The 23,651-nt window shown below is 72.1% G+C and carries 20 protein-coding genes and 1 pseudogene; 12 read left to right on the forward strand and 9 right to left on the reverse strand.

Annotated features, from left to right (window positions below; all coding sequences use genetic code 11):
• Nucleotides 1–6 precede the first annotated feature (6 nt).
• Together ASG83_RS08940 and ASG83_RS08945 are read right to left on the reverse strand one after the other, a co-directional pair.
• Nucleotides 7–555 carry a helix-turn-helix domain-containing protein gene (locus ASG83_RS08940; RefSeq protein WP_200932308.1) on the reverse strand — a complete coding sequence of 183 codons (549 nt, stop codon included), beginning with the start codon at nt 553–555 and terminating at the stop codon, nt 7–9.
• Nucleotides 556–596: 41 nt separating this feature from the next.
• Nucleotides 597–1,262 carry a cyclase family protein gene (locus ASG83_RS08945; RefSeq protein WP_055860186.1) on the reverse strand — a complete coding sequence of 222 codons (666 nt, stop codon included), beginning with the start codon at nt 1,260–1,262 and terminating at the stop codon, nt 597–599.
• Nucleotides 1,263–1,347: 85 nt separating this feature from the next.
• Here ASG83_RS08945 and ASG83_RS08950 point away from each other — a divergent pair, with 85 nt between their 5' ends.
• The 3 genes from ASG83_RS08950 to ASG83_RS08960 all read left to right on the forward strand — a co-directional run bounded on the left by ASG83_RS08950 (nt 1,348) and on the right by ASG83_RS08960 (nt 4,389).
• Nucleotides 1,348–2,910 carry a cytosine permease gene (locus tag ASG83_RS08950; protein WP_055860188.1) on the forward strand — a complete coding sequence of 521 codons (1,563 nt, stop codon included), beginning with the start codon at nt 1,348–1,350 and terminating at the stop codon, nt 2,908–2,910.
• Between the two features lie 91 nt (nt 2,911–3,001).
• Entirely contained in the window at nt 3,002–3,979 is a 978-nt protein-coding gene (speB, locus tag ASG83_RS08955) for an agmatinase (protein WP_200932309.1), read from the forward strand.
• A complete protein-coding gene (locus tag ASG83_RS08960) occupies nt 3,976–4,389 on the forward strand; it encodes a nuclear transport factor 2 family protein (protein WP_200932310.1) in 414 nt (137 codons plus the stop codon). The genes speB and ASG83_RS08960 overlap by 4 nt, the downstream gene beginning before the upstream one ends.
• On the opposite strand, the gene ASG83_RS08965 is transcribed toward ASG83_RS08960, so the two are convergent.
• Both ASG83_RS08965 and ASG83_RS08970 read right to left on the reverse strand, forming a co-directional pair.
• On the reverse strand, nt 4,386–5,210 hold the full coding sequence (locus ASG83_RS08965) for a glycoside hydrolase family 16 protein (RefSeq protein ID WP_156376807.1): 825 nt from the start codon (nt 5,208–5,210) through the stop codon (nt 4,386–4,388). The two genes, ASG83_RS08960 and ASG83_RS08965, sit on opposite strands and share 4 nt — an antisense overlap.
• A gap of 2 nt (nt 5,211–5,212) precedes the next feature.
• Nucleotides 5,213–6,061: an acyl-CoA thioesterase II gene (locus ASG83_RS08970; RefSeq protein ID WP_055861980.1), complete on the reverse strand. Its 849-nt coding sequence runs from the start codon at nt 6,059–6,061 to the stop codon at nt 5,213–5,215.
• A gap of 58 nt (nt 6,062–6,119) precedes the next feature.
• Between ASG83_RS08970 and ASG83_RS08975 the strand changes: the two genes are divergently transcribed.
• The 4 genes from ASG83_RS08975 (at nt 6,120) to ASG83_RS08990 (ending at nt 10,485) form a co-directional block, all read left to right on the forward strand.
• Nucleotides 6,120–6,788: a hypothetical protein gene (locus ASG83_RS08975; protein WP_055860195.1), complete on the forward strand. Its 669-nt coding sequence runs from the start codon at nt 6,120–6,122 to the stop codon at nt 6,786–6,788.
• Between the two features lie 195 nt (nt 6,789–6,983).
• Complete coding sequence (gene pdhA / locus ASG83_RS08980) at nt 6,984–8,120, forward strand: pyruvate dehydrogenase (acetyl-transferring) E1 component subunit alpha (RefSeq protein ID WP_055860196.1); 1,137 nt, start codon at nt 6,984–6,986, stop codon at nt 8,118–8,120.
• The coding region (locus ASG83_RS08985; RefSeq protein WP_235460211.1) for an alpha-ketoacid dehydrogenase subunit beta at nt 8,117–8,973 on the forward strand (857 nt) is incomplete at its 3' end. The genes pdhA and ASG83_RS08985, both read left to right, overlap by 4 nt.
• Before the next feature lie 78 nt (nt 8,974–9,051).
• Entirely contained in the window at nt 9,052–10,485 is a 1,434-nt protein-coding gene (locus ASG83_RS08990) for a dihydrolipoamide acetyltransferase family protein (protein ID WP_055861983.1), read from the forward strand.
• A 127-nt stretch (nt 10,486–10,612) separates the two neighbouring features.
• On the opposite strand, the gene ASG83_RS08995 is transcribed toward ASG83_RS08990, so the two are convergent.
• Nucleotides 10,613–11,215 carry a TetR/AcrR family transcriptional regulator gene (locus ASG83_RS08995; RefSeq protein WP_055860199.1) on the reverse strand — a complete coding sequence of 201 codons (603 nt, stop codon included), beginning with the start codon at nt 11,213–11,215 and terminating at the stop codon, nt 10,613–10,615.
• A 125-nt stretch (nt 11,216–11,340) separates the two neighbouring features.
• Between ASG83_RS08995 and ASG83_RS09000 the strand changes: the two genes are divergently transcribed.
• The 5 genes from ASG83_RS09000 to ASG83_RS09020 are packed head-to-tail and all read left to right on the forward strand — an operon-like array spanning nt 11,341 to nt 17,627.
• The gene (locus ASG83_RS09000) at nt 11,341–12,921 is read left to right on the forward strand and encodes a carboxyl transferase domain-containing protein (RefSeq protein WP_055860202.1); all 1,581 of its coding nucleotides are present in this window, start codon (nt 11,341–11,343) and stop codon (nt 12,919–12,921) included.
• A gap of 5 nt (nt 12,922–12,926) precedes the next feature.
• Complete coding sequence (locus ASG83_RS09005; protein WP_082599187.1) at nt 12,927–15,143, forward strand: biotin carboxylase N-terminal domain-containing protein; 2,217 nt, start codon at nt 12,927–12,929, stop codon at nt 15,141–15,143.
• Nucleotides 15,140–16,288 (forward strand): acyl-CoA dehydrogenase family protein, encoded by a 1,149-nt coding sequence (locus tag ASG83_RS09010; protein WP_055860204.1) that lies wholly within the window; start codon nt 15,140–15,142, stop codon nt 16,286–16,288. Before ASG83_RS09005 ends, ASG83_RS09010 begins: the two co-directional genes overlap by 4 nt.
• The gene (locus ASG83_RS09015) at nt 16,285–16,773 is read left to right on the forward strand and encodes a MaoC family dehydratase (RefSeq protein ID WP_055860207.1); all 489 of its coding nucleotides are present in this window, start codon (nt 16,285–16,287) and stop codon (nt 16,771–16,773) included. Before ASG83_RS09010 ends, ASG83_RS09015 begins: the two co-directional genes overlap by 4 nt.
• Nucleotides 16,770–17,627, forward strand: coding sequence for a CoA ester lyase (locus tag ASG83_RS09020; RefSeq protein WP_055861993.1), 858 nt, complete (start codon nt 16,770–16,772; stop codon nt 17,625–17,627). Before ASG83_RS09015 ends, ASG83_RS09020 begins: the two co-directional genes overlap by 4 nt.
• A 2-nt stretch (nt 17,628–17,629) precedes the next feature.
• Here the strand turns inward: ASG83_RS09020 and ASG83_RS09025 are convergent, their stop codons facing one another.
• The 4 genes and pseudogenes from ASG83_RS09025 to ASG83_RS09040 form a co-directional block, all read right to left on the reverse strand.
• The gene (locus ASG83_RS09025; RefSeq protein ID WP_082515016.1) at nt 17,630–18,043 is read right to left on the reverse strand and encodes a globin; all 414 of its coding nucleotides are present in this window, start codon (nt 18,041–18,043) and stop codon (nt 17,630–17,632) included.
• Nucleotides 18,043–19,062: a mechanosensitive ion channel family protein gene (locus ASG83_RS09030; RefSeq protein ID WP_055860210.1), complete on the reverse strand. Its 1,020-nt coding sequence runs from the start codon at nt 19,060–19,062 to the stop codon at nt 18,043–18,045. The genes ASG83_RS09025 and ASG83_RS09030 overlap by 1 nt, the downstream gene beginning before the upstream one ends.
• 115 nt (nt 19,063–19,177) lie before the next feature.
• Nucleotides 19,178–21,721, reverse strand: coding sequence for an aminopeptidase N (gene pepN, locus ASG83_RS09035; RefSeq protein ID WP_055860213.1), 2,544 nt, complete (start codon nt 21,719–21,721; stop codon nt 19,178–19,180).
• A gap of 516 nt (nt 21,722–22,237) precedes the next feature.
• A pseudogene (locus ASG83_RS09040) lies at nt 22,238–23,615 on the reverse strand (alpha-amylase family protein); the annotation flags it as partial.
• Nucleotides 23,616–23,651 lie beyond the last annotated feature (36 nt).

Genomic DNA, 23,651 nt, shown 5'->3' on the forward strand with positions numbered 1-23,651 from the left:
GGCGGCTCAGGTCGCCGGGGCGAGCACCCAGAGCACCTCGCACCCCTCGGTCGTCGAGGGGTTCCGCCAGGTGTGCGGGTCGCGGCCGCGGAAGGTCATCGAGTCGCCCGTGGAGAGCTCGTGCTCGTCGTCTCCGAGCGTGATCGTGATGCGACCGCCGAGCACGTAGACGAACTCCACGTCGCAGTCGAGGCTGTAGAGGTCGTCGCCGGCGGACCCTCCCGGTTCGACGATCGAGCGGATGACCTCGACGTCGGTCTGCGAGCCCGGCGTGAGGAGGACCTCCTCGGCGCCCTCGCCGCCGAAGTTGATGGGGGAGCCCTCGCCGGCGCGCACGATCTGCGAGGGCGGCGGCTCGAACAGCTCGCCGACCTTGAGGCCCACGGCCTCGCAGATCGCGACGAGGGAGGCGACCGAGGGCGAGACCTGGTCGCGCTCGAGCTTGCTCACGAACCCCTGGCTGATCCCGGCGGCGGCGCCCACGGTCTCGAGGGTGAGCCCGCGGGCGAGGCGGGCGGCTCGCAGGCGGGCGCCGATCTTCACCTCGCTCGTCATGGCTCTATCCTGCGCCATTCCCGCCGAGACCGCGGACCGCATCAGTCGCTCTCGATGGCGACCGCCCGCACGGGCGCGCCGTCGGCGGCCTCGAGCTTGAGCGGCATGACCGAGATGAGGGGATGCGCGCTGCTGATCGCGTCGAGATTCGTCAGGTTCTCGATGATGACCCCTCCGACCTCGGCGATGAGGTGGTGGCAGGGGAACCCGACGCCGGGGTGCGCGTCGTCGGGCGTCTCGTCGAGGTTGACGGCGTCGATGCCGATGGTGCGGATCCCGCGCTCGAGCAGGATCCGGCACGCCGCGGCGTCCAGGTAGGGGTGGTCGAAGTAGGCGTCCGTGCCGTAGTGGGCGCTCCATCCGGTGCGGAGGAGCACGATGCATCCGGGCTGCAGCCGGTCGAGGACGGGAGCCAGGTGCGCGCTCGTGATGCGGCCGCGCGCACCCGCGTCACGGGCATCCACGATGACGCCCTCGCCGACGAAGCGCTCGAGGGGCACCTCGTCGATGCGCGGCGTGCCGTCGTCGAAGTGGAAGGGCGCATCGACGTGCGTGCCGCTCTGCGAGCCCATGGTGACGGCGAGGAGGTTGAACCCGTCGCGCGCGACCGTGCTGTGCGGGGTGAGCGAGACGACGGGGTCGCCGGGGTAGACCTGGGTCGCTGCGGAGAGCGTGACGGACAGGTCGACGACACGATTTATCTTCATGGGAAAGAACTTTTGCACACCAGGCATATCGCGGTCTATATTCAGGGCCAACCCTGCACGTCCACCCCGATGAGAAGGAACCTTCATGACGGACAACAGAGTGGTTGTCGATCATTCCGACGTCAGCCTCAACGCCCGCCCGCGCGCGACCGAGGTCGAGCAGCGCGGCATCGACACCGTGCCCGACGCCGACCGCACCTCGACATGGGTCGACCTCATGCGCATCCAGTTCGGCGGCGCCAACACCTTCGCGACCGTCCTGCTCGGCACGTTCCCGATCGTGCTCGGCCTCTCGTTCTGGCAGGCCGTCGGAGCGACCGTGCTCGGCCTCGCGGTCGGCATCCTCGTCCTCATGCCGATGGGGCTCTTCGGCCCCAAGACCGGCACGAACAACGCGGTGTCCTCCGGCGCCTTCTTCGGCGTCCGCGGCCGCGTCGTCGGCTCGTTCCTCTCACTCCTGACGGCCGTCGCGTTCTACTCGATCTCGGTCTGGGTCGGCGGCGACGCCCTCGTCGGCGCGCTCAACCGCCTCGCCGGCGTGCCCGACTCGGTCGGACTCCGCACCGTCATCTACGGCGTCATCGGCCTCATCGTGATCGTCGTCGTCGTGTACGGCTACCAGTTCATGCTGCTCATCAACAAGACCGCGGTCCTCGCCAACTCGGTGCTCTTCCTGCTCGCGATCGTCGCGTTCGCCGGCACGTTCGACGCCGGCTACGACCCGGGCCCCGACGCCTACGCGCTCGGCAGCTTCTGGCCGACCTTCGTGCTCTCGGCGCTCATCGTCATGTCGAACCCGGTGTCGTTCGGCGCGTTCCTCGGCGACTGGTCGCGGTACATCCCCGCCTCGACCCCGGCCCGCAAGCTCTTCGGCGCGACCGCGCTCGGCCAGGGCCTGACGATCATCCCGTTCCTCTTCGGCGTCGCCACGGCGACCCTCGTCGCCGGCGAGGCCGACTACGTCTTCGCGCTCATCCAGGAGTCGCCGCTCTGGTACGCGGTGCTGCTCATGGTCGTCGCGTTCATCGGCGGCCTGTCGACGGGCTCGACCTCGCTCTACGGCACGGGCCTGGACTTCTCGTCGGTCTTCCCGCGCTTCACCCGCGTCCAGGCGACGATCTTCATCGGCGTCATCGCCTTCCTGTTCATCCTGCTCGGCCGGCTCTTCTTCGACCTGCTGGGGGCCGTCAACGCCTTCGTCGGCGCGATCATCGTGACGACCGTGCCGTGGATGATCATCATGGCGATCGGCTACTTCGTGCGCCGCGGGTCGTTCGACCGCTCCGACCTGCAGGTGTTCAACCGCGGCGAGACCGGCGGCCGCTACTGGTTCTCCGGCGGCGTCAACTGGCGCGGCATGGTCGCGTGGATCGCCTCGGCCGTCCTCGGCCTGCTGTTCGCCTACTTCCCGCCCGTCATCGAGGGCCCGCTGAGCGGCGTCGCCGGCGGCGTCGACCTGAGCCTCATCGTCGCGATCGTCTCGGCCGCGGTGCTCTACATCGGCGCGCTCATCCTCTTCCCGGAGCCGACGTACGTGTTCCCGCCCGACGGCCCGCGCGTCGTCCGCGAGCAGAGCGCACCGCTCGCCCCCATCGAGACCGACCACCGGTCGCAGGCGGCGAAGGCAGCGGCGCGCCGCGCCCGCTGAGACGGATGCCCGGGGCGGCCCCGCAGACCGCCCCGGGCCTCCTGCCCGCTCGCCACGGGCATCCCCACCCGACGCACCCCAGGAGGACACCGTGGAGCAGCGCACGCCCCGCGTCACCGAGAACGGCAACATCGGCCAGGTCGACGCGACCCAGGTGCCCCGCTACGGCGGCGCCGCGACCTTCGCGCGGCTGCCGCGCTGGGACGAGGTCGAGCAGGCCGACGTCGTCGTGCTCGGCGTGCCGTTCGACACGGGGGTCAGCTACCGGCCCGGTGCGCGGTTCGGCCCCTCGCACATCCGCGAGTCGTCGCGCCTCCTGCGGCCCTACAACCCCGCGCAGGACGCGAAGCCGTTCGCGCTGCAGCAGGTCGTCGACGGCGGCGACATCGGCGTGAACCCCTTCGACATCGCCGAGGCGCTCGAGACGATCGAGACCGAGGCCGCGCGCGTGCTCGACTCCGGCGCTCAGCTGCTGACGCTCGGCGGAGACCACACGATCGCGCTGCCGCTGCTCCGGGCGATGCACGCGAAGCACGGGCCGATCGCGGTCGTGCACTTCGACGCGCACCTCGACACGTGGGACACCTACTTCGGCGCCGACTACACGCACGGCACGCCGTTCCGCCGCGCGTCGGAGGAGGGGCTGCTCGCGCAGGACTCGTGCCTGCACGTCGGCATCCGCGGCCCGCTGTACACGGCCGACGACCTCACCGAGGACGGCGACCTGGGCTTCCAGATCGTGCACTCGACCGAGATGGATGCCCTCGGGGCTCTCGGCGTCATCGAGCGCATGAGGGCGCGCGTCGGCGATCGCCCCGTCTACGTCTCGATCGACATCGACGTGCTCGACCCCGCGTTCGCGCCCGGCACGGGCACGCCCGAGGCCGGCGGATTCACGAGCCGCGAGCTGCTCGCGGTGCTGCGCGGCTTCGCCGACGTGAACCTCATCGGCGCCGACATCGTCGAGGTCGCACCCGCCTACGACCACGCGCAGATCACCGGCATCGCCGCGGCGCACGTCGCGTACGAGCTGCTGACCGTGATGGCCCGCCGCCGGAGCGCGTCGTGAGCGCGGCCGCCGGCTCGGGCGACGCGGCCGTCGTCGACGCGGTGCTCGCCGCCGCCGACGCGATCGTCGCCGACTTCGGCGCCCACCGCACCGAGGCCTACTTCGCCGGGTTCGCGGAGGACGCGACGTTCGTCTTCCACACGGCTGATCGCCGGCTCGAGAGCCGCGCCGAGTACGAGGCGCTGTGGGCGCAGTGGGAGCGCGAGGACGGTTTCCGCGTCCACGGCTGCCGCTCGAGCGACCGCCGCGTGCAGCTGCTCGGCGACACCGCGATCTTCACCCACTCGGTCGATTCGCGCATCGAGCTCGGCGGCTCGATCGACGACGTCACCGAGCGCGAGACGATCGTCTTCGCACTGCGCGACGGCCGGTGGGTCGCCGTGCACGAGCACCTCTCGCCGCGCGCCTAGCCCTCGACGTCGCGGGCGCGCCACTCGCGCACCCATGCGACGCCCGCCGTCATCGGGTACGACTCGGCGTCGCGCGTCGTGCTCTCGAGCGGCAGGTCGTAGAGGTTGAGCATGAGCTGCAGCGGGTAGTCGGGCGACTGGTCGACCTCGGCGATGAGCAGGTCGTCGACGTACCAGCGGGCCGTGCCGGGCATCCACTCGAGGGAGTACGTGCGGAAGCCGCGCGCGTCGCCCGCGACGGGCACGCGCGCGAACTGCTCCCGCAGTCGCGGGTCGCCGAACGGATGCACGCCCGCGCCGATGCTCGTGGCGCCGCGCTCGTCGATCTCGCCGCCGAAGAGCTCGACCACGCACAGCTCGCCCGACTGCTCGGGCTCGGCCTCGTGACCGATGAGCCAGAGCGCGGTGAGCGCGCGCGGGTGCAGGCTCGGGCGGATGCGCGCCTCGACGAGCCCGCACCGCGGCTGCCACAGCCGGCGCTCAGGGACCGCCGTGCGAACGATCAGGCCGTCGCGGAACCGGTGCTGCCCGACCGCACTGCCGACTGGGCCCGAGAAGGAACCGGTCTGGAGGTTCGATACGCGCAGCTCGCCGTCGAACTCGGGCGACCACGCGGGCTGGTCGTGGTCGACGCGCAGCTCGAGGCCCTGGGGCGTGAGGGAGTACCGGGCCGCCGAGCGATCGGGCGTGCTCCAGTGCGGCAGGTACTCGGGCATCCAGCGCGCGTCGTCGAGCGTCGCGCCATCGAATCGCTCGTCGACGACGAGCTCGAAGCGCGACCGATCGAGCCGGTGAGCGGGGAGGGCGGGGGAGCGGCGCACGCTCACTCCTGCGGGATCCGCACCATGCCCTCTTGCGCCACGCTCGCGACGAGCACGCCGTCACGCGTGAAGATGCGGCCCATCGACAGGCCGCGGCCGCCGATCGCGTTCGGCGACTCCTGCACGTAGCAGAGCCAGTCGTCGACGCGCGCCGAGCGGTGCCACCACATCGCGTGGTCGAGACTCGCCATCTTGAGCCCCGGCGTCGCCCATGACTGGCCGTGCCGGCGGAGGATCGGCTCGAGGATCGAGTAGTCGCTCGCGTAGGCGAGGGCGGCGCGGTGCAGGCTCTCGTCGTCGGGCAGCGGGCTCAGCGCGCGCAGCCAGACCGCCTGGTGCGCGACCTGCTCCCGGCCGCCGCCGAAGTACAGGTGCCCGGGGGCGTGCCGCAGGTCGAAGGGCCGCTCGGTGGCCCAGAAGCGCGCGACCGGGTGATCGAGCTGCTCGAGCACCTCGCGCGTGCTCGGGAGGTCCTCCGGCTGGGGGATCCCCTCCGGCATCTCGGCCTGGTGCTCGAGGCCGGGGTCGTCGTCCTGGAAGGAGGCGATCATCGACAGGATCGGCACGCCCTTCTGATAGGCCTGCGTGCGCCGGGTCGAGAACGACCGGCCGTCGTGGATGCGGTCGACCGAGAACGTGATGGGCAGGTCGACGTCGCCCGGTCGGAGGAAGTACCCGTGCATCGAGTGGATCAGCCGGTCCCGCTCCACCGTGCGCGTCGCCGCGAGCACCGACTGCGCCATGACCTGCCCGCCGAAGACGCGGCCCTGCGGCATCCACTGGCTCGGCGCGGTGAAGATGTCCTCCGTGGTGCGTGCGCCGGTGTCGGTCAGGTCGAGCGCCTGGAGCATCGCGGAGACGGGATCGTGGGGGGCGCGCTCATCGGTCACGCCCGTAGTCTAGGGAGCGATGTCGAGCATCCTCTCCCTCCCCGACGCCGCCGCGGCGCACGACCTGCAGGTGCTGCTCGGGCGCGCGGCGCGACTCGAGGAGAACGCCGCCGTGCGGCTCATCCTCGACTCCGGCGTACTCGCCGTCTACGTCGCGGTCCTCCACCCGCGCGGCCTGCTCGATCGCGGGCCGACCGTGCTCGGGCTGCGCACGCTCGCCGCCGAGGGCGAGGGGTTCGACGAGGTCGTCCCGATCCGCTCGCTGCTGACGAGGACGGATGCCGCGGTCGCCTCCGCGACGGACGGTCCCGTCACGCTGACCCTCCCCACGAGCGTCAACACGGTGGTCTGGGCGGCGATCTCGCCGCCCCGCGGCGGCTGGCAGCGCATGCAGCCGATCGAGCCCGCGGTCTTCGAGACCGCGGCCCGCGCGGGCATCGACGAAGTCGCGACGGCCGTTCCCGACGCGCTCGGCTCCGACCTCGTGCACCGCGTGCGCACCGAGGTGTGGGGGAGGCCGCTCGAGGGTCTCGACCACGTGCCCGCCGGCGCGGCGTTCGCGGCGCTCTCGCTCGGATTCCTCGGGGAGGACCCCGTCCAGCAGCTCGCCTCCGGATCGTGGCTCCGATTCTCGACCGAGCGCGGGCACGTCCTCGTGAAGCAGGCCGGCTGGACGCTCGGGCGCTGACGCCCGCCCGGCCGCGCCCGCTGCGCCGGGCCCGCTCATCGGCGGGTCGCCCTTGTCTTCCCAGCCCGCGCTGGCTACGGTCGAGGCAACTCGGGGCAACGGTGCCCCGGTCAGTCATGCGGCCCACCGGCCGACGACTGTGAGGATCGACCGCCCTCGGCACACCCGCACGGGGCGCGGCGGATCGGAGATGCGATGCGAACCACTGTGTCCGACACGCGAATCGAGGCGGAGCTTCCCAGCCCGCCCGACGAGCTCGTGCAGCTGCTCGACCCCGAGGGTCGGCGCATCGAGGATCCGCTCTACGATCCCTACGTCTCCGACGTCTCGGGCGAGGCCCTCCTCCGCCTCTACGAGGACCTCGTCGTGGTCCGTCGCATCGACGTCGAGGCCACCGCCCTCCAGCGCCAGGGCCAGCTCGGGCTCTGGCCGCCGCTGCTCGGGCAGGAGGCCGCCCAGGTCGGCTCGGCCCGAGCCCTGCGCGCCGACGACTTCATCTTCTCGAGCTACCGCGAGAACGCCGTCGCCTACTGCCGCGGCGTCGAGCTGCCGCAGCTCGTCGAGGTGTGGCGCGGAACCGCCCAGTCGGGGTGGAACCCCTACGCCGTGAACATGGCGACGCCGCAGATCGTCATCGGCGCGCAGACCCTCCATGCGGTCGGCTACGCCGTCGGCTGCCGCCACGACGGCGTCGACACCGCGACGATCACCTACTTCGGCGACGGCGCGACGACCCAGGGCGACGTCAACGAGGCCATGGTCTTCGCCGCCTCGTTCGGCGCCCCCGTCGTGTTCTTCTGCCAGAACAACCAGTGGGCGATCTCCGAGCCCGTCGGCCTGCAGGCGCAGCGGCCGATCGCCGAGCGGGCGCCCGGCTTCGGCATCCCGAGCATCCGCGTCGACGGCAACGACGTGCTCGCGGTGCTCGCCGCGACGCGCCGCGCCCTCGACCGCGCCCACCGCGGCGACGGCCCGACCTTCATCGAGGCCGTCACCTACCGGATGGGCCCGCACACGACCTCCGACGACCCGAGCCGCTACGTCGACCCGCTGCAGCGCGAGGAGTGGGCGGCGAAGGATCCGATCGCGCGGGTGGAGGCGCACCTGCGCGACGCGGGAGTCCTGACCGACGAGACCGCCGCATCCGTCGCCGCAACGGCCGACGAGGTCGCCGCCGCCTTCCGCGCCGGCTGCCTCGCCCTCCCGAACCCCGCGCCGCTGTCGGTCTTCGACCATGTGTACGCCGAGCCGCATACGGGGCTCGCGCGGCAGCGCTCGCAGCAGGAGGCCTACCTCCGCAGCGTCGGCGAGCTCGAGGGAGGTGCGGAATGACTGAGCTCACCCTCGCGAAGGCCGTCAACTCGGGGCTGCGCCGCGCACTCGCCGACGACGACCGCGTCGTACTGCTCGGCGAGGACATCGGCCCGCTCGGCGGCGTGTTCCGCGTCACCGACGGCCTGCAGCGCGACTTCGGCACCGATCGCGTCATGGACATGCCGCTCGCGGAATCCGGCATCATCGGCATGGCCGTCGGCCTCGCATACCGCGGCTTCCGCCCCGTGTGCGAGATCCAGTTCGACGGCTTCATCTACCCGGCCTTCGACCAGATCGTCGCGCAGGTCGCGAAGCTGCACTACCGCACGCGCGGCGCCGTCCGCATGCCGATCACCATCCGCGTGCCCTTCGGCGGCGGCATCGGCGCGGTCGAGCACCACTCGGAGTCGCCCGAGGCGTACTTCGCGCATACCGCGGGGCTGCGCGTCGTCACGTGCTCGACGCCGCAGGACGCGCACACGATGATCCGCCAGGCGATCGCGTGCGACGACCCCGTGCTGTTCTTCGAGCCGAAGCGCCGCTACTGGACGAAGGGCGAGGTCGACGAAGACGCCGACTTCCCGTTCGACAGGGCGCGCGTCGTGCTCGAGGGCGCCGACGTGACGATCGTCGCCTACGGCCCGCTCGTCGCGACCGCGATCGACGCCGCGATCGCCGCAGGCGACGAGGGCACCTCGGTCGAGGTCATCGATCTGCGGTCGCTCTCGCCGCTCGACCTCGACACCGTCGAGGCGAGCGTGCGCAAGACCGGCCGACTCGTCATCACGCACGAGGCCGCGCAGTTCGGCGGTCTCGGGGCCGAGATCGCCGCGAGCATCACCGACCGATGCTTCCTGTACCTCGAGGCGGCNCCCGACCTCGACCGCATCCTCGACGCTGTCGACCGCGTGCTCGGCCGCCAGAACGCCCTCACCGGATGGAGCGCCTCATGACCGTCCACGAGTTCCGCCTCCCCGATCTCGGCGAGGGCCTGACCGAGAGCGAGCTCGTCGAGTGGCACGTCGCCGTCGGCGACCGCGTGACGCTCAACCAAGTGCTCGCCGACGTCGAGACCGCGAAGGCGATCGTGCAGCTGCCCTCGCCGTTCGCGGGCATCGTCGCCGCCCTCCACGCCGAGCCGGGAACGACCGTCCAGGTCGGCGCGCCCATCGTCTCGATCGAGGTGGCGGCGGATGCTCCGCTCGCGTCGAGCGCGGCTGGCGGGTCGCCCGTCGCCGAGGCGACGCCGGCGCCGGCCGCGCCGAGCGCTCCCGCTCCCGCCGCCGAGGTCGTCGAGCCGGATGCGCCCGCCGAGCCCGCCGCCGAGCGCCAATCGGTGCTCGTCGGCTACGGCCCCGCCGTCGAGACGGGGCGACGCCCGAAGCGCAAGTCGCGAAGCCTGCCCGAGCGGCCGGCCGATCGTCCGTCCAGCGGTGGCCCGGGCGGGGGAGCCGCGCGCGGTCCGGGAGCGACTCGCGGCGCCGCGCTCGCCACGCCGCCCGTGCGCAAGCTCGCGCACGACCTGGGCGTCGACCTCTCCGAGGTCGACGGCACCGGCGACAACGGTCAGGTCACGCGCGCCGACGTCACCCGGTTCGCCGAGAGCGGTCGTGCCGCGGCATCCGCGCCGCCGGCCGCGACGGGCGCGACCGGGGCGGCCGGCGCTCGCTCGTCCTACCTCGCCGCCGACCGCCCCGCCGAGGTGCGCCACCCGATCAAGGGCGTGCGCAAGGCGACGGCCGAGGCGATGGTGCGCAGCGCGTTCACCGCGCCGCACGTCACCGAGTTCCTGACCGTCGACGTGACCGCCGCGAGCGAGCTCGTGGCACGGCTCAAGGCGCGCGGCCAGAGCGCGTCGATGCTCGCGCTCGTGAGCAGGGCGCTGTGCATCGCCGTCGGGCGCAATCCGAGCCTCAACTCGCGGTGGGACGAGGCGGCGAACGAGATCGTCGAGCTGCGCGACATCCACCTCGGCATCGCGGTGGCGACGCCGCGCGGGCTGCTCGTGCCGAGCATCCCGACCGCGCAGTCGATGACGGTGCCGCAGCTGGCCGACGCGATCCGCGAGCTGGCAGGGACCGCGCGCGACGGTCGCACGCCGCCGTCGTCGCTCAGCGGTGGCACGATCACGATCACCAACATCGGCGTCTTCGGCGTCGACGCGGGCACGCCGATCATCGTTCCGGGCGAGGCGGCCATCCTCGCGATGGGAGCCGTGCGGCGCATGCCGTGGGAGTTCGAGGGCTGCATCGCGCTGCGCGACGTCATGACGCTGAGCGTGTCGTTCGACCACCGCATGGTCGACGGCGAGCAGGGGTCGCGGTTCCTGACCGACATCGGCGGGATCCTCCACGACCCGGCGAGCGTGCTCGCGCTCGTCTAGCCTGGCGAAGGCCCCGCCCTTGTGCCCGAAAGTCGCAGTGGGGCCCGAACTTTCGGGCTCACGTGCGACTTTCGGGCACAAACGTGAGGGAGTCGACGGCCGGGCGTGCCGCTACCCCAACGCGCGGCTACGCCGTGAGCGCCGCCAGCGCCATCGACTCGAGGATGCTCCGCGCGGCCCGCGCCCCGACGCGCGAGCTGTGCGGCGTCGAGTTGATGAGCCCGAAGCACGCGTGCGCGCGGGTGCGCAGCGCGGGCCGCGCATCCGTCGGTCGCAGCCGCGCGAGCACGTCGACCCACAGCTCGACGTACTCGCGCTGCAGCGCCCGCACGGTGTGGCGGTCGTCGTCGGCGAGCGAGTCGAGGTCGTGATCCTGCACGCGGATGACGTCGGCGTTGGCGAGGGCGAAGTCGACGTGGAAGGCGACGAGGTCGGCGAGGGCGCCGGCGTCCGACGCGGCGTCGGTGACGACCGCCCGCCCGCCCGCGAGCAGGCCCTCGCTCGCGTCGACGAGGATCGCCGCGAGCACGGCCTGCTTGCTTGCGAAGTGCTTGTAGACCGCGGGTCCGCTCACTCCGACGGCGGCGCCGAGGTCGTCGAGCGACACGCGGGGGAACCCGCGCTCGGCGAAGAGCTGCGCAGCCGCGCGCAGCAGGGCCGCCCGCCGCTCCGCCTTCGCCCGGTCGCGCGCGGTCGCGGCGTCGGCGGGGACATCCGTCGCGGAGGACATGCCGCCAGTCTAGACATTCCGGTTAGCCGTGACTAACCTGAATCGGTGAGCGTCGACTAACCGAAGCGACGCTCGCATCCGCACCGCACCGGGGCCACGAGCCGCCGACGAGAGGGGAGCGGTCGATGACGACCGGTACCGCGACCAGCAGCACGAACGCCGCCGCGATGCGCGCCCTCGTCGACGACCTGAAGCAGCGCCTCGCCACCGCAGCCCTCGGCGGCCCCGAGCGCAGCCGCGAGCGGCACGTCGCCCGGGGCAAGCTCCTGCCGCGCGAGCGCATCGACGCGCTGCTCGACGACGGCAGCCCCTTCCTCGAGCTCGCCCCGCTCGCGGCGACCGGGCTCTACGACGACGAGGCGCCCGCCGCGGGCGTCATCGCGGGCATCGGGCTCGTGCACGGCCGCCACGTGCTCGTCATCAGCAACGACGCGACCGTCAAGGGCGGCACGTACTTCCCGATGACCGTGAAGAAGCACCTGCGGGCGCAGGAGGTCGCGCTCGAGAACCGCCTGCCGTGCGTGTACCTCGTCGATTCGGGCGGCGCGTTCCTGCCGCTGCAGGCCGAGGTCTTCCCCGACCGCGACCACTTCGGTCGCATCTTCTACAACCAGGCGCGGATGTCCGCGGCGGGCATCCCGCAGATCGCCTCCGTCATGGGGTCGTGCACGGCCGGCGGCGCGTACGTGCCCGCGATGAGCGACGAGACCGTCATCGTGCGCAACCAGGGCACGATCTTCCTCGGCGGGCCGCCCCTTGTGAAGGCCGCGATCGGCGAGGTCGTGAGTGCGGAGGAGCTCGGCGGCGGCGACACGCACGCCCGCGTCTCGGGCGTCGTCGACCACCTCGCCGACGACGACCGGCACGCGCTCGAGATCGTGCGCGACATCATCGCCACCGTGCCGCCGCCCGCGGCACCCGCGTGGGAGGTCGGCGAGAGCATCCCGCCCGATGTCGACGAGGGCAGCCTCTACGACGTGATCCCGCCCGACGTGCAGACGCCGTACGACGTGCGCGAGGTCATCGCGCGGCTCGTCGACGGCGGCGGCAGCTGGCACGAGTTCAAGCGCGAGTACGGCGAGACGCTCGTGACGGGCTTCGCGCGCATTCACGGCCACCCGGTCGGCATCGTCGCCAACAACGGCGTGCTGTTCAGCGAGTCGGCCGCGAAGGGGGCGCACTTCATCGAGCTGTGCGACCAGCGCGGCGTGCCGCTGCTGTTCCTGCAGAACATCTCGGGCTTCATGGTGGGTCGCGACGCCGAGGCGGGAGGCATCGCCAAGCACGGCGCGAAGATGGTCACGGCGGTCGCGACGACGCGCGTGCCGAAGCTCACGGTGGTCATCGGCGGCTCGTTCGGCGCTGGCAACTACTCGATGTGCGGCCGGGCCTACTCGCCGCGGTTCCTCTGGATGTGGCCCAACGCCCGCATCTCGGTCATGGGCGGGCCGCAGGCCGCCGCCGTGCTCGGCACCGTGCGGCGCGACCAGCTCGGCGACGCGTGGAGCACCGAGGAGCAGGAGGCCTTCGAGGCCCCGATCCGCGCCCAGTACGAGGTCGAGGGAAGTCCGTACTTCTCGACCGGCCGCCTGTGGGACGACGGCATCATCGACCCCGCCGACACCCGCACGGTGCTCGGTCTCGCCCTCGACGTCTGCAGCCGCGCGCCGCTGCCCGACCCGGCCTTCGGCCTCTTCCGGATGTGAGCGCGATGACCAGCCACGACCTGCCACGCCCCTTCGCCTCGGTGCTCGTCGCGAATCGCGGCGAGATCGCGTGCCGCCTCATCCGCACGCTGCGCGAGCTGGGCATCCGCTCGATCGCGGTCTTCAGCGACGCCGATGCGGATGCCCGCCACGTCGCGCTCGCGGATCTCGCCCTGCGCATCGGCCCGGCCTCCGCCGCCGAGAGCTACTTGAGCGTCGAGGCCATCGTAGACGCCGCCCGCCGCGGCGGTGCCGAGGCCATTCACCCGGGCTACGGGTTCCTCAGCGAGAACGCCGAGCTCGCGGCCGCGAGCGCCGAGGCCGGCATCGTGTTCGTCGGGCCGAGCCCGCGCGCGCTCCAGGTGATGGGCGACAAGATCCGGGCGAAGGCGCACGTCGCCGAGCGCGGCGTGCCGACCATCCCCGGCGCCGGTGAGGCGGGCATGAGCGACGCCGAGCTCGTCGCCGCGGCCGACCGAGTCGGCTTCCCGCTCATCATCAAGCCATCGGCGGGCGGCGGCGGCAAGGGCATGACGGTCGTCCATGAGGCGGATGCTCTGCGCGAGGCGCTCGCGGGTGCGCGCCGCGTCGCGCTCAAGGCCTTCGGTGACGACACCCTCCTGCTCGAGCGGTTCATCGTAGCCCCGCGCCACATCGAGGTGCAGGTGCTCGCCGACAGCCACGGCACGACCGTGCACCTGGGCGAGCGCGAGTGCTCGCTGCAGCGCCGGCACCAGAAGATCATCGAGGAGGCCCCTTCGCCCCTGCTCGACGAGGCGACGCGCGCCGCGATCGGCGAGTCGGCGTGCGAGGTGGCCCGCAGCGTCGACTACGCGGGTGCCGGCACGGTCGAGTTCCTGGTCAGTGACGCGCGCCCCGACGAGTTCTTCTTCATGGAGATGAACACGCGCCTGCAGGTCGAGCATCCCGTCACCGAGCTCGTCACGGGCGTCGACATCGTGGAGCAGCAGCTGCGCATCGCCGCGGGGCAGCGCCTCGACCTGCCGCCGCTCGCGCTCGACGGGCACGCGATCGAGGCTCGGCTGTATGCGGAGGACCCTGCCGCGGGGTTCCTGCCGTCGACGGGCACGGTCCGCGGGCTCGTCGAGGCCCGAGGCGAGGGAGTCCGCGTCGACTCGGCGCTCGTCGAGGGCCTCGTCGTCGGAGCCGACTACGACCCCATGCTCGCGAAGGTCATCGCGCACGGGCCCGACCGTGCGACGGCGCTCGCGCGGCTCGACGCGGCGCTCGCCGGTACTCACGTGCTGGGCCTGCGCACCAATCGCGCGTACCTGCGCCAGGTGCTCGCCGACCCCGCCGTCCGCGAGGGTCGGCTCGAGACCTCGCTCATCGAGCGGATCGTACCTGCGGCGGCGTCGCTCGACCCCACGTCATCGGCGACGGATGCCGCGGCCGTCGCGGCCGCGGCCCTGCTCGAGCACGCGCGTCGCCTCGAGCTCGCCGCCCCGAGCGCCTCAGCCGGAGCCGCCACCGCCGCCCGCGCCGCGAGCCCGCTCTGGCGCACGCCGTCGGGGTTCCGCCTCGGCGTGCACCAGCCCGCCCGGTACGAGGTCGTCGACGCCGCCGCGAGCCCCGACGCGGAGCCCGTGGTCGTGCTCGTGACCGGCTCGACGACCGAGGCGACCGTGCGGATCGGCGGTGCAGAGCCCCGGCCGGCGCGCCTCGCCGAGCGCGACGGCTGCGTGACCGTGCACCTCGACCGTGCCGCGCGGACCTTCGCCGTGGGCCGCGAGGGCGACCGCGTGTGGCTCCAGCCGACCGACGCCGAGGCGGGCGCCGCGCTCGCGCTGCGCGTGCTCGACCGCGCCGCGCGCGCCGCCGCTCACGCCGACCGCCGCCGGGCCAGCGGCTCGGGCGCCGCGACCGGCGCCGCGAGCCCTGAACTGCGCGCGACCATGCCGGGCGCGGTCGTCGCTCTCGGCGCCGCCGACGGCGACCGCGTCGAGGCGGGCCGGTCGATCGTCACCGTCGAGGCGATGAAGATGGAGCACGCCGTGCTCGCCCCGCACGCGGGCGTCCTGCGGCTCGACGTCGCCGTCGGGGCCCAGGTGCGCCAGGGACAGGTCCTCGCCCGCATCGAGCCCGAGCCCGAGCCCGAGCCCGAGCCCGAGCCCGCGATCGCCGCTGCCCCCGAGACCCCCGCGGCCGGCGACCCCGACGCGACCACCGCATCCGCCCCCCATGAAGGAGCCCCCGCATGATCGACTTCGACGACGACCAGCTCGAGCTGCAGGCCATGGTCCGCGAGTTCGCGAACGAGGTCGTCGACCCCGCCGCGTACGAGGCCGACCGCACGAAGACGCTGCCGATGGAGGTCGTGCGGCAGATGGGCGAGATGGGGCTGTTCGGGCTGCCGTTCCCCGAGGAGTACGGCGGGCAGGGCGGCACCTACGTCGAGCTGTGCCTCGCGATCGAGGAGCTCGCCCGCGTCGACCAGTCGATCGCCGTGACCCTCGAGGCCGGGGTCGGGCTCGGCGCGATGCCGATCTTCCGCAGCGGCACCGAGGAGCAGAAGCAGCACTGGCTGCCGCGCCTGACCTCGGGCGAGGCGCTCGCGGGCTTCGGGCTCACCGAGGCCGAGGCGGGGTCGGACGCGGGCGCGACGCGCACGACCGCGCGACTCGAGGGCAGCGAGTGGGTCATCGACGGCTCGAAGCAGTTCATCACCAACTCGGGCACGCCCATCACCGAACTCGTGACCGTGACCGCGGTCACTGGGCGCGACGACAACGGGAAGGCCGAGCTCAGCGCGATCCTCGTGCCGACGGGCACGCCCGGCTTCACAGTCGAGCCCGCGTACGACAAGGTCGGCTGGCACGCCTCCGACACGCACCCGCTGACGTTCCAGGGCGCGCGCGTTCCCGAGGCGAACCTGCTGGGGGAGCGCGGGCGCGGGTTCGCGAACTTCATCCAGACGCTCGACGAGGGGCGCGTCGCGTTCGCCGCGCTCGGCACGGGAGCCGCTCAGGGCTGCCTCGACGAGTCGATCGCGTACGCGCAGAGCCGGAAGGTCTTCGGCCGACCCATCGGTGCGAACCAGCACATCGCGTTCACGCTCGCGCGTATGGAGGCGCGCGTGCACCAGGCGCGGCTCGCGACGTACGACGCGGCGTTCCGGCTCGTGGCGGGCAAGCCCTTCAAGAAGCAGGCGAGCATCGCCAAGATGGTGGCGAGCGAGGCCGCGATGGACAACGCCCGCGACGCGACCCAGATCTTCGGAGGCTACGGATTCATGAACGAGTACCGCGTCGCCCGCCACTACCGCGACTCGAAGGTCATCGAGATCGGCGAGGGCACGACCGAGGTGCAGCTCATGATCATCGCGCGCGAGCTGGGGTTCTCATGAACGAGGGCGAGGGCCGCCGCATCGTGCAGCGCGGCCTCTGGTTCGAGGAGTTCGAGGTCGGCGCGACCTACGTCCACGCCCCGGGGCGCACGCTCACCGAGGCCGACAACGTGCTCTTCACGACGCTGACGATGAACTCGCAGTCGCTGCACCTCGACGCGGCGTGGTCGGCCGGGCAGCCCTTCGGCGAGCGGCTGGTCAACTCGATGCTCACGCTCTCGACCCTCGTCGGGGCATCCGTCGCCCAGCTCACGCAGGGCACGATCGTCGCCAACCTCGGCTTCGGCGAGGTGGCCTTCCCGCACCCGATGCGGCACGGCGACACCCTCTACTCCGAGACGCTCGTCGAGGCGAAGCGGCTCTCGGATTCGCGGCCCGGGCAGGGCATCGTGACGCTGCGCCACACGGGCCGCAACCAGGACGGCGTCGTCGTCGCGACCGCGACCCGCTCGACGCTCGTGTGGTGCGAGGGGCACGCGCCGTGACCTCGCCGGCTGGCGGTGCGGCGGGCTTCGTGCTCGGGCCCGCGATCCTGTTCGTGCCGGCCGACCGCCCCGAGCGCTTCGCGAAGGCGGCCGACCGCGCCGACGCGGTCATCATCGATCTCGAGGATGCCGTGGCGCCGGCCGACAAGGAGCGCGCGCGCGAGGCGCTGCGGGCCTCCGATCTCGACCCGACCCGCACGATCGTGCGAGTCAACGCGCGCGGCACGGCCGACCACGCGCTCGACGTGGCGGCCGTCTCGGCGACCGGATACCGCATCCTGATGCTGCCGAAGGCCGAGCGCGCCGCGGACGTGGCAGCCCTCGCCGCCGACCTGCCGAGCTCGACCGGCAGCACGATCATCGCGCTCGTCGAGACCGCGGCAGGAGTGCTCGCGGCGGAGAAGCTCGCGGCCGAGCCGTCGGTCGTCGCGCTCATGTGGGGCGCGGAGGATCTGGTCGCGTCGCTCGGCGGCACCTCGAGCCGCGGCCCGGACGGTCGGTACCGCGATGTCGCACGGCACGCACGTGCGCGCGTGCTGCTCGCCGCGGGCGGCCACGGGAAGGCTGCGATCGACGCCGTGCACCTCGACATCGCCGACCTCGCGGGGCTCGAGCTGGAGGCCCGCGACGCGGTCGCGCACGGCTTCGTGGCGACGGCGTGCATCCACCCCGGTCAGGTCGAGACGATCAGGGCGGCGTATCGGCCCTCGGTCGAGGAGGTCGCCTGGGCGCGCGGCGTTCTCGAGGCCGCGTCAGCGGCCGGCGCCTCGGGAGTGTTCGCGCACGAGGGCCGCATGGTCGACGAGCCGGTGCTGCGCCATGCGCGCCGGGTGCTGCAGCGCGCAGGGGAGTAGCCCTACTCCTCGAACGTGTTCACCATCGCGTAGGCCGCGCGCTCCATGTGGTCCCAGATCGCTTCCTCGTGCAGCGGTGGCAGCGCGAGCGAGTCGAGCGCGGCGCGCATGTGCGTGAGCCAGCGGTCACGGGCATCCGGGTTGACCGTGAAGGGCATGTGCCGCATGCGCAGCCGCGGGTGCCCGCGCTGCTCGCTGTACGTCGTCGGGCCGCCCCAGTACTGCTCGAGGAATGCGGTCAGGCGCCAGATCGCGCCTTCCATGTCGTCGTCGGGGTACATCGGGCGCAGCACCGGGTCCGACTCGATGCCCTCGTAGAACTTCCGGACCAGTCGGTCGAAGGTCGCGTGGCCGCCGACCTGCGCGAACATCGGGTCGGTCGGTCCGCCAGTGGGCCCGAGCGTGAGGTCGGCCATCAGTCGGCCGCCTTTCCCGGCGACGCGCCGCCCGCCCCAGTAGGGTCCGCCGCCGCCCCCCGCGACAGGGGCTTCCCGGCCGGCTTCCGCGGCGCCTTCGCGTCGAGCCCGTCGAGCACGAGCCGGTTGAGCGCGGGCAGCGCCACGCCGAGCTCGTCGAGGGCGTCCTTCATGCGGCGGCGCAGCTCGCGCGCGATGTCGAACTGGTCACCGGAGCGCACCTTCACGACGAGCCGGATGACGAGCGCCTCGGCCGAGATCGACTCGATGCCCCACACCTCGGGCTTCTCGAGGATCTTCCGCTTCCAGCTCGGATCGTCGGCCATCGACTGCGCCGTGTCGAGCATCGTCTTCTCGACGGAGTCGATGTCGGCCGTGTACGGAGCGGGGATGTCGAGGATGACCCGCGCCCAGCCCTGCGACTTGTTGCCGACGTTCGTGATCTCGCCGTTGCGCACGTACCAGAGCGTGCCGTTGACGTCGCGCACCTGCGTGACGCGCACGCCGACCGTCTCGACGACGCCCGAGACGGGCCCCTGCGTCGTGACGAGGTCGACGATGTCGCCCACGCCGAGCTGGTCCTCGAAGACCATGAACAGCCCGTTGAGCATGTCCTTGACGACGTTCTGCGCTCCGAAGCCGAGCGCGGCGCCGAGGATTCCCGCGGAGGCGATGAGCGCCGTCACCGAGAACTGCAGCTCGCTCAGCACGAGCACGATCGCGATCGACACGATCGACCACGTCACGAGGTTGTTGAGCACCGAGCCGATCGTGCGGGTGCGCTGCACGACGCGCACCGCCATGAGCGGCGAGGCGCTCAGCTCGACCGTGTGCTCGACGGCCTGCGCCTTCTTGACGCCGTTGACGACGCGGTCGACCACGCGCCGGATCGACACCCGCAGCAGGGCCCGCAGCACGATCGCGCCGACGATGACGCCGAGGATGCGCAGCGGAACGCGCCACGCCAGGTACCAGGCGTAGATGCCGTCGCCGAGGGTCGACCAGTCGAAGGAGTCCATCGCCCCCAGCCTAGCCACGGGCTCAGCCCGGGAACGCCCGAGGGCCCCGTCGATCGACGAGGCCCTCGAGGTGCTCCGGCCGGGCATCCGTCGCAGGATGCCCGGGGTGAGGCGACTACGCCCGGTCGCGCTCCTGAGCGGCGAGCGCCCGCTCGACGCCCGCGAGGTTCTCCGAGACCATCCGACGCAGCGCGGCCGGCTGGTCGGGGTTCGCGTCGAGCCACGCGCGGGTCGCGTCGACGAGGCGCAGCGATGCGAGCGGCGCCGGGTAGAGGCCGAGGATGAGGTACTCGGCGATCTTGTAGCTGCGGCTCGTCCAGATGCCCGTGAGGGCGTCGAAGTAGCGGCCGACGAGACCCTCGAGGCTCGAGGGGTCGTTGACGTGCTGGAAGCCCATCGTCGTCATGCGCACGATCGCGTTCGGCACCGAGTCGTCGGTGAGCAGGTGCTCCACGACGGCGGACTTGCTCGCCGCGTCGAGGAACGCCGCGTTCGCGCGCGCCGCCGCCTGCTGGCCGTTGGACGTGTTGTCCTTCGCGAGGGCCGCGTCGATGTCGCCCGGCGTGATCGCGCCGACGAGGGCGAGGCCCTCCAGGAGCTCCCACTCGAGGTCGGTGTCGACGCTGAGCCCCTCGAGCGTGATCGAGCCGTCGCGGAGGCCCGCGAGGATCTCGCCGTGAGCGGGCGTCGCCGCCATGTTCGCGAAGAACTTCACGAACTGGAACTGCGCGTCGCTGCCGGCATCGGCGCCCTGGGCGAGCGCCCACAGCGCGTCGGCGACCTCGGCGATCGTCGCGTCGCGGCGCGAGGGGTCGACGTAGAGGCGCGCGACGGTCGTGAGCTGCGTGAGCGTCGTGCGGATCGTCGTCGACTCGGTCTCGGTCGCGATGTTGTTGAGCACGAGGCGCACGTAGTCGCGCGGGGCCGCTTCGGCGTCGCGCGTGGCATCCCAGACGGCGCCCCACACGATCGCGCGAGCCAGCGGGCTCTCGATCGCCGCGAGGTGCTCGATCGCGACGGCGAGCGAGGCCTCGTCGAGGCGGATCTTCGCGTACGCGAGGTCGTCGTCGTTGAGCAGGATGAGCGCGGGGCGGCTCCGGCCCACGAGCTCGGGCACGTCGGTGCGCTCGCCATCGACGTCGAGCTCGAGGCGGTGCGTGCGCGTCAGCGCGCCATCCACCAGGTCGTAGAAGCCGATCGCCATGCGGTGCGGGCGGATCGTCCGGTAGTCGGCCGCTGCCGACTGCAGCACGGCGAACGACGTGATGACGCCGCGGTCGTCGACCGCGAGCTCGGGGCGCAGCGTGTTGACGCCGGCGGTCTCGAGCCACTTCTCGCTCCACGTCGTGAGCTCGCGGCCGCTCGCGGCCTCGAGCTCGACGAGCAGGTCGCGCAGCTCGGTGTTGCCCCACGCGTGCTTCCGGAAGTAGGCGGAGACGCCCGCGAAGAAGGCGTCCTGCCCCACCCACGCGACGAGCTGCTTGAGCACGCTGCCGCCCTTGGCGTAGGTGATGCCGTCGAAGTTGACCTGCACGTCCTCGAGGTCGTTGATCGTCGCGACGACCGGGTGGGTCGAGGGCAGCTGGTCCTGTCGGTAGGCCCAGCTCTTCTCCATCGCCTGGAACGTCGTCCACGCCTCGTGCCACTCGGTGGCCTCGGCCGTGGCGATCGTCGACGCCCACTCGGCGAACGACTCGTTGAGCCACAGGTCGTTCCACCACTTCATCGTCACGAGGTCGCCGAACCACATGTGGGCGAGCTCGTGCAGGATCGTGACGACGCGGCGCTCCTTGATCGCGTCAGTGACCTTCGATCGGAAGACGTAGGTCTCGGTGAAGGTCACGGCGCCCGCGTTCTCCATCGCGCCGGCGTTGAACTCGGGCACGAAGAGCTGGTCGTACTTCTCGAACGGGTACGCGACGCCGAACTTCGACTCGAAGTACGTAAAGCCTTTGCGCGTGATGTCGAAGATGTAGTCGGCGTCGAGGTACTCGAAGAGCGAGGCGCGCGCGAAGATCCCGAGCGGGATGGTGCGGCCGTCGGAGCTCTGCAGCTCGGAGTGCACGCTCTGGTACGGGCCCGCGACGATCGCGGTGATGTAGCTCGAGATGCGCTTCGTCGTCGTGAAGACGGTCGTGGCGGCCTCGCCGTTCTCGGTGCGGCTCTCGACGGGGGAGTTCGACACGACGACCCACGACTGCGGCGCGGTCACGGCGAAGCGGAACGTCGCCTTGAGGTCGGGCTGCTCGAAGACCGCGAAGACGCGGCGGCTGTCGGGCACCTCGAACTGCGAGTACAGGTACACCTCGCCGTCGACGGGGTCGACGAAGCGGTGCAGGCCCTCGCCGGTGTTGGTGTACTCGTGGTCGGCGACGACCGTGAGCTCGTTGCGCTCGGCGAGGCCGTCCAGCTGGATGCGCGTGCCGTCGGCGATGGCGGCCGCGTCGAGCTCGGCGCCGTTGAGCGTGACGCTGTGCACCGTGCGGGTGATCGCATCGATGAACGTGCTCGCGCCGGGGGTCGCGGTGAAGACGACGGTCGACGTCGACCGGAACACCTCGGCTCCCGTGGTCAGGTCGAGCGCGATGTCGTAGCTCTCGGTCTGGACGAGCGACGCGCGCTCCTGAGCTTCGGCGCGGGTCAGATTCTCTCCGGGCACAGCGGGGCCTCCTTCGGCACACAGGGGAAGGCTCCGCTCGTGGCGGAGCGACTCCACCCTATTCGGCCACGCGCATCCACACGATGCCGTGCGCGGGGATCACCAGGTCGCGCCGCAGGTCGATCGTGCCGCCCGCGATGAGATCCTCGCCCGTCGCCGGCAGCCCCGAGAGGGTGAGCGCCGTCACGGTCTGCGGATCGTCGGCGACGTTCGCGAGGCACAGGACGCGCGTGCCGAGCCCCGGCCGCTGGTACCCGATGACGTGGGGGCTGTTCGCGTCGAAGGCGACGAGGGTGCCGCCGGAGAACTCCGGGGTCGTGCGGCGCACGGCCAGCAGGCGCGTGAGGCGCGCGTAGAGCATCCCCGCCGCGGTCGTCGCATCGTGGCGCTGCGCGTACCGATCGGCGGGGTACGGCGGCCGGTTGACCCAGCGGCTGTCGTCCCGGTGGGCGGGGTCGGCGATATAGGTGTAGTCGTTGAGCTGGCCGACCTCGTCTCCGAGGTACAGCAGCGGCNCCGCTTCGAGCCCGGCCAGGGACGCCGTCGTGCCCGAGATGCGGCAGTCGCCCGTCTTCGGGTTGTCCTGGAAGGGGACGCCGCGCGCGAACGAGCCCGGGAACCGGTCGACGAAGAAGTTGTTGAGGAACCGCCGGTGGGCGTACCCGTCGATGCCGAGCTCGGCGGCGTCCTCGTCGGCGAAGGTCCAGCCGATGTCGTCGTGGCTGCGCACGTAGTTGACCCACGCCGTGCCCGCGGGCAGCGCGTGACGCCGCTCGAGCGCCTGCTGCAGGAGGCGGCCGTCGCGCGTCGCGAGCGAGTTCCAGATGAGCGCCATCTGCAGCGGGTTGTAGCTGAGCTGGCACTCCTCGGGCGAGATGTACTGGATGACCTCGTCGGGGTGCACGATCGCCTCCGACTTGAACAGCACGGCCGGGGCGGCGATGCGCAGCGCGGCGTTGAACGCCTGGATCAGCAGGTACGCCTCGGGAAGCGACTCGCACTGCGTGCCCAGCTTCTTCCAGATGAACGCGACCGCGTCCATGCGCAGGATGTCGACGCCCTGGTTGGCGAGGAACAGCATCTCGCCCGCCATGGCGCGGAAGACGGCGGGGTTCGAGTAGTTGAGATCCCACTGGAAGGTGTGGAAGGTCGCCCAGATCCAGCGGCCCGTTCGCCAGCCGTCGGGGGAGTCGGGCATCGGCACGAACGAGCCGGGGTGGTCGTCGGGGAAGATCTCGCGCACGGTGCGCTCGAAGGCGTCGGGCATCTCGCGGTCGTCGAAGACCCAGTAGTAGTCCTCGAACTCCTTCTCGCCGTTGAGGGCCCGCTGCGCCCAGTCGTGCTCGTTCGAGGTGTGGTTGAAGATGAAGTCGACGACGAGCGCGATGCCCGCCTCCCGCAGCTCGGCCGCGAGCGCCGTGAGCTGCGCCATGTCCCCGAGCGCGGGGCTCACCTCGCGGTAGCTCGACACTGCGTAGCCGCCGTCGCTGTTCTCCTCCGGGGCGAGGAAGAGCGGCATGAGGTGCAGGTACGTCAGCCCGAGCTCCTGGAAGTAGGGGATGCGCGCGCTCACGCCGCGCAGGTCGGTCGCGTACCGATCGACGTAGATGACGCCTCCGAGCATCCGGTTCGAGGTGAACCAGTCCGGGTCGGCCTCGCGGGCGGCGTCGAGCGCGCGCAGCTCGGCGGGGCGGGCCTGCCAGCTCGTCGCGAGCTGCGCGACGAGCAGCTCGAGCTCGCGGTCGGTGCGCTCGCTCTCGCCGTACACCTCGCGGAAGAGGCTCGCGAGGCGGGGCATCTCGCGCTCGACGCGCTCGCTCAGTCGGGCCCAGTCGGCATCGGCCGTGCTCGCGTCGCGAGCGCCCGTCAGCGCGACCTGCAGTGCTCGCTCCATCGCGGCATCCCTCTCATCGTTCGGATCGCATCATTG

The organism is Yonghaparkia sp. Soil809, from assembly GCF_001429705.1.
Classification (GTDB): Bacteria; Actinomycetota; Actinomycetes; order Actinomycetales; family Microbacteriaceae; genus Microcella.

Coding starts and splice junctions, on each gene's coding strand:
- ASG83_RS08940 (WP_200932308.1), bottom strand. CDS start 555: ATGACGAGCGAGGTGAAGATCGGCGCCCGCCTGCGAGCCGCCCGCCTC.
- ASG83_RS08945 (WP_055860186.1), bottom strand. CDS start 1,262: ATGAAGATAAATCGTGTCGTCGACCTGTCCGTCACGCTCTCCGCAGCG.
- ASG83_RS08950 (WP_055860188.1), top strand. CDS start 1,348: ATGACGGACAACAGAGTGGTTGTCGATCATTCCGACGTCAGCCTCAAC.
- ASG83_RS08970 (WP_055861980.1), bottom strand. CDS start 6,061: ATGCTCCAGGCGCTCGACCTGACCGACACCGGCGCACGCACCACGGAG.
- ASG83_RS08975 (WP_055860195.1), top strand. CDS start 6,120: ATGTCGAGCATCCTCTCCCTCCCCGACGCCGCCGCGGCGCACGACCTG.
- pdhA (WP_055860196.1), top strand. CDS start 6,984: ATGCGAACCACTGTGTCCGACACGCGAATCGAGGCGGAGCTTCCCAGC.
- ASG83_RS08990 (WP_055861983.1), top strand. CDS start 9,052: ATGACCGTCCACGAGTTCCGCCTCCCCGATCTCGGCGAGGGCCTGACC.
- ASG83_RS08995 (WP_055860199.1), bottom strand. CDS start 11,215: ATGTCCTCCGCGACGGATGTCCCCGCCGACGCCGCGACCGCGCGCGAC.
- ASG83_RS09000 (WP_055860202.1), top strand. CDS start 11,341: ATGACGACCGGTACCGCGACCAGCAGCACGAACGCCGCCGCGATGCGC.
- ASG83_RS09005 (WP_082599187.1), top strand. CDS start 12,927: ATGACCAGCCACGACCTGCCACGCCCCTTCGCCTCGGTGCTCGTCGCG.
- ASG83_RS09010 (WP_055860204.1), top strand. CDS start 15,140: ATGATCGACTTCGACGACGACCAGCTCGAGCTGCAGGCCATGGTCCGC.
- ASG83_RS09015 (WP_055860207.1), top strand. CDS start 16,285: ATGAACGAGGGCGAGGGCCGCCGCATCGTGCAGCGCGGCCTCTGGTTC.
- ASG83_RS09025 (WP_082515016.1), bottom strand. CDS start 18,043: ATGGCCGACCTCACGCTCGGGCCCACTGGCGGACCGACCGACCCGATG.
- ASG83_RS09030 (WP_055860210.1), bottom strand. CDS start 19,062: ATGGACTCCTTCGACTGGTCGACCCTCGGCGACGGCATCTACGCCTGG.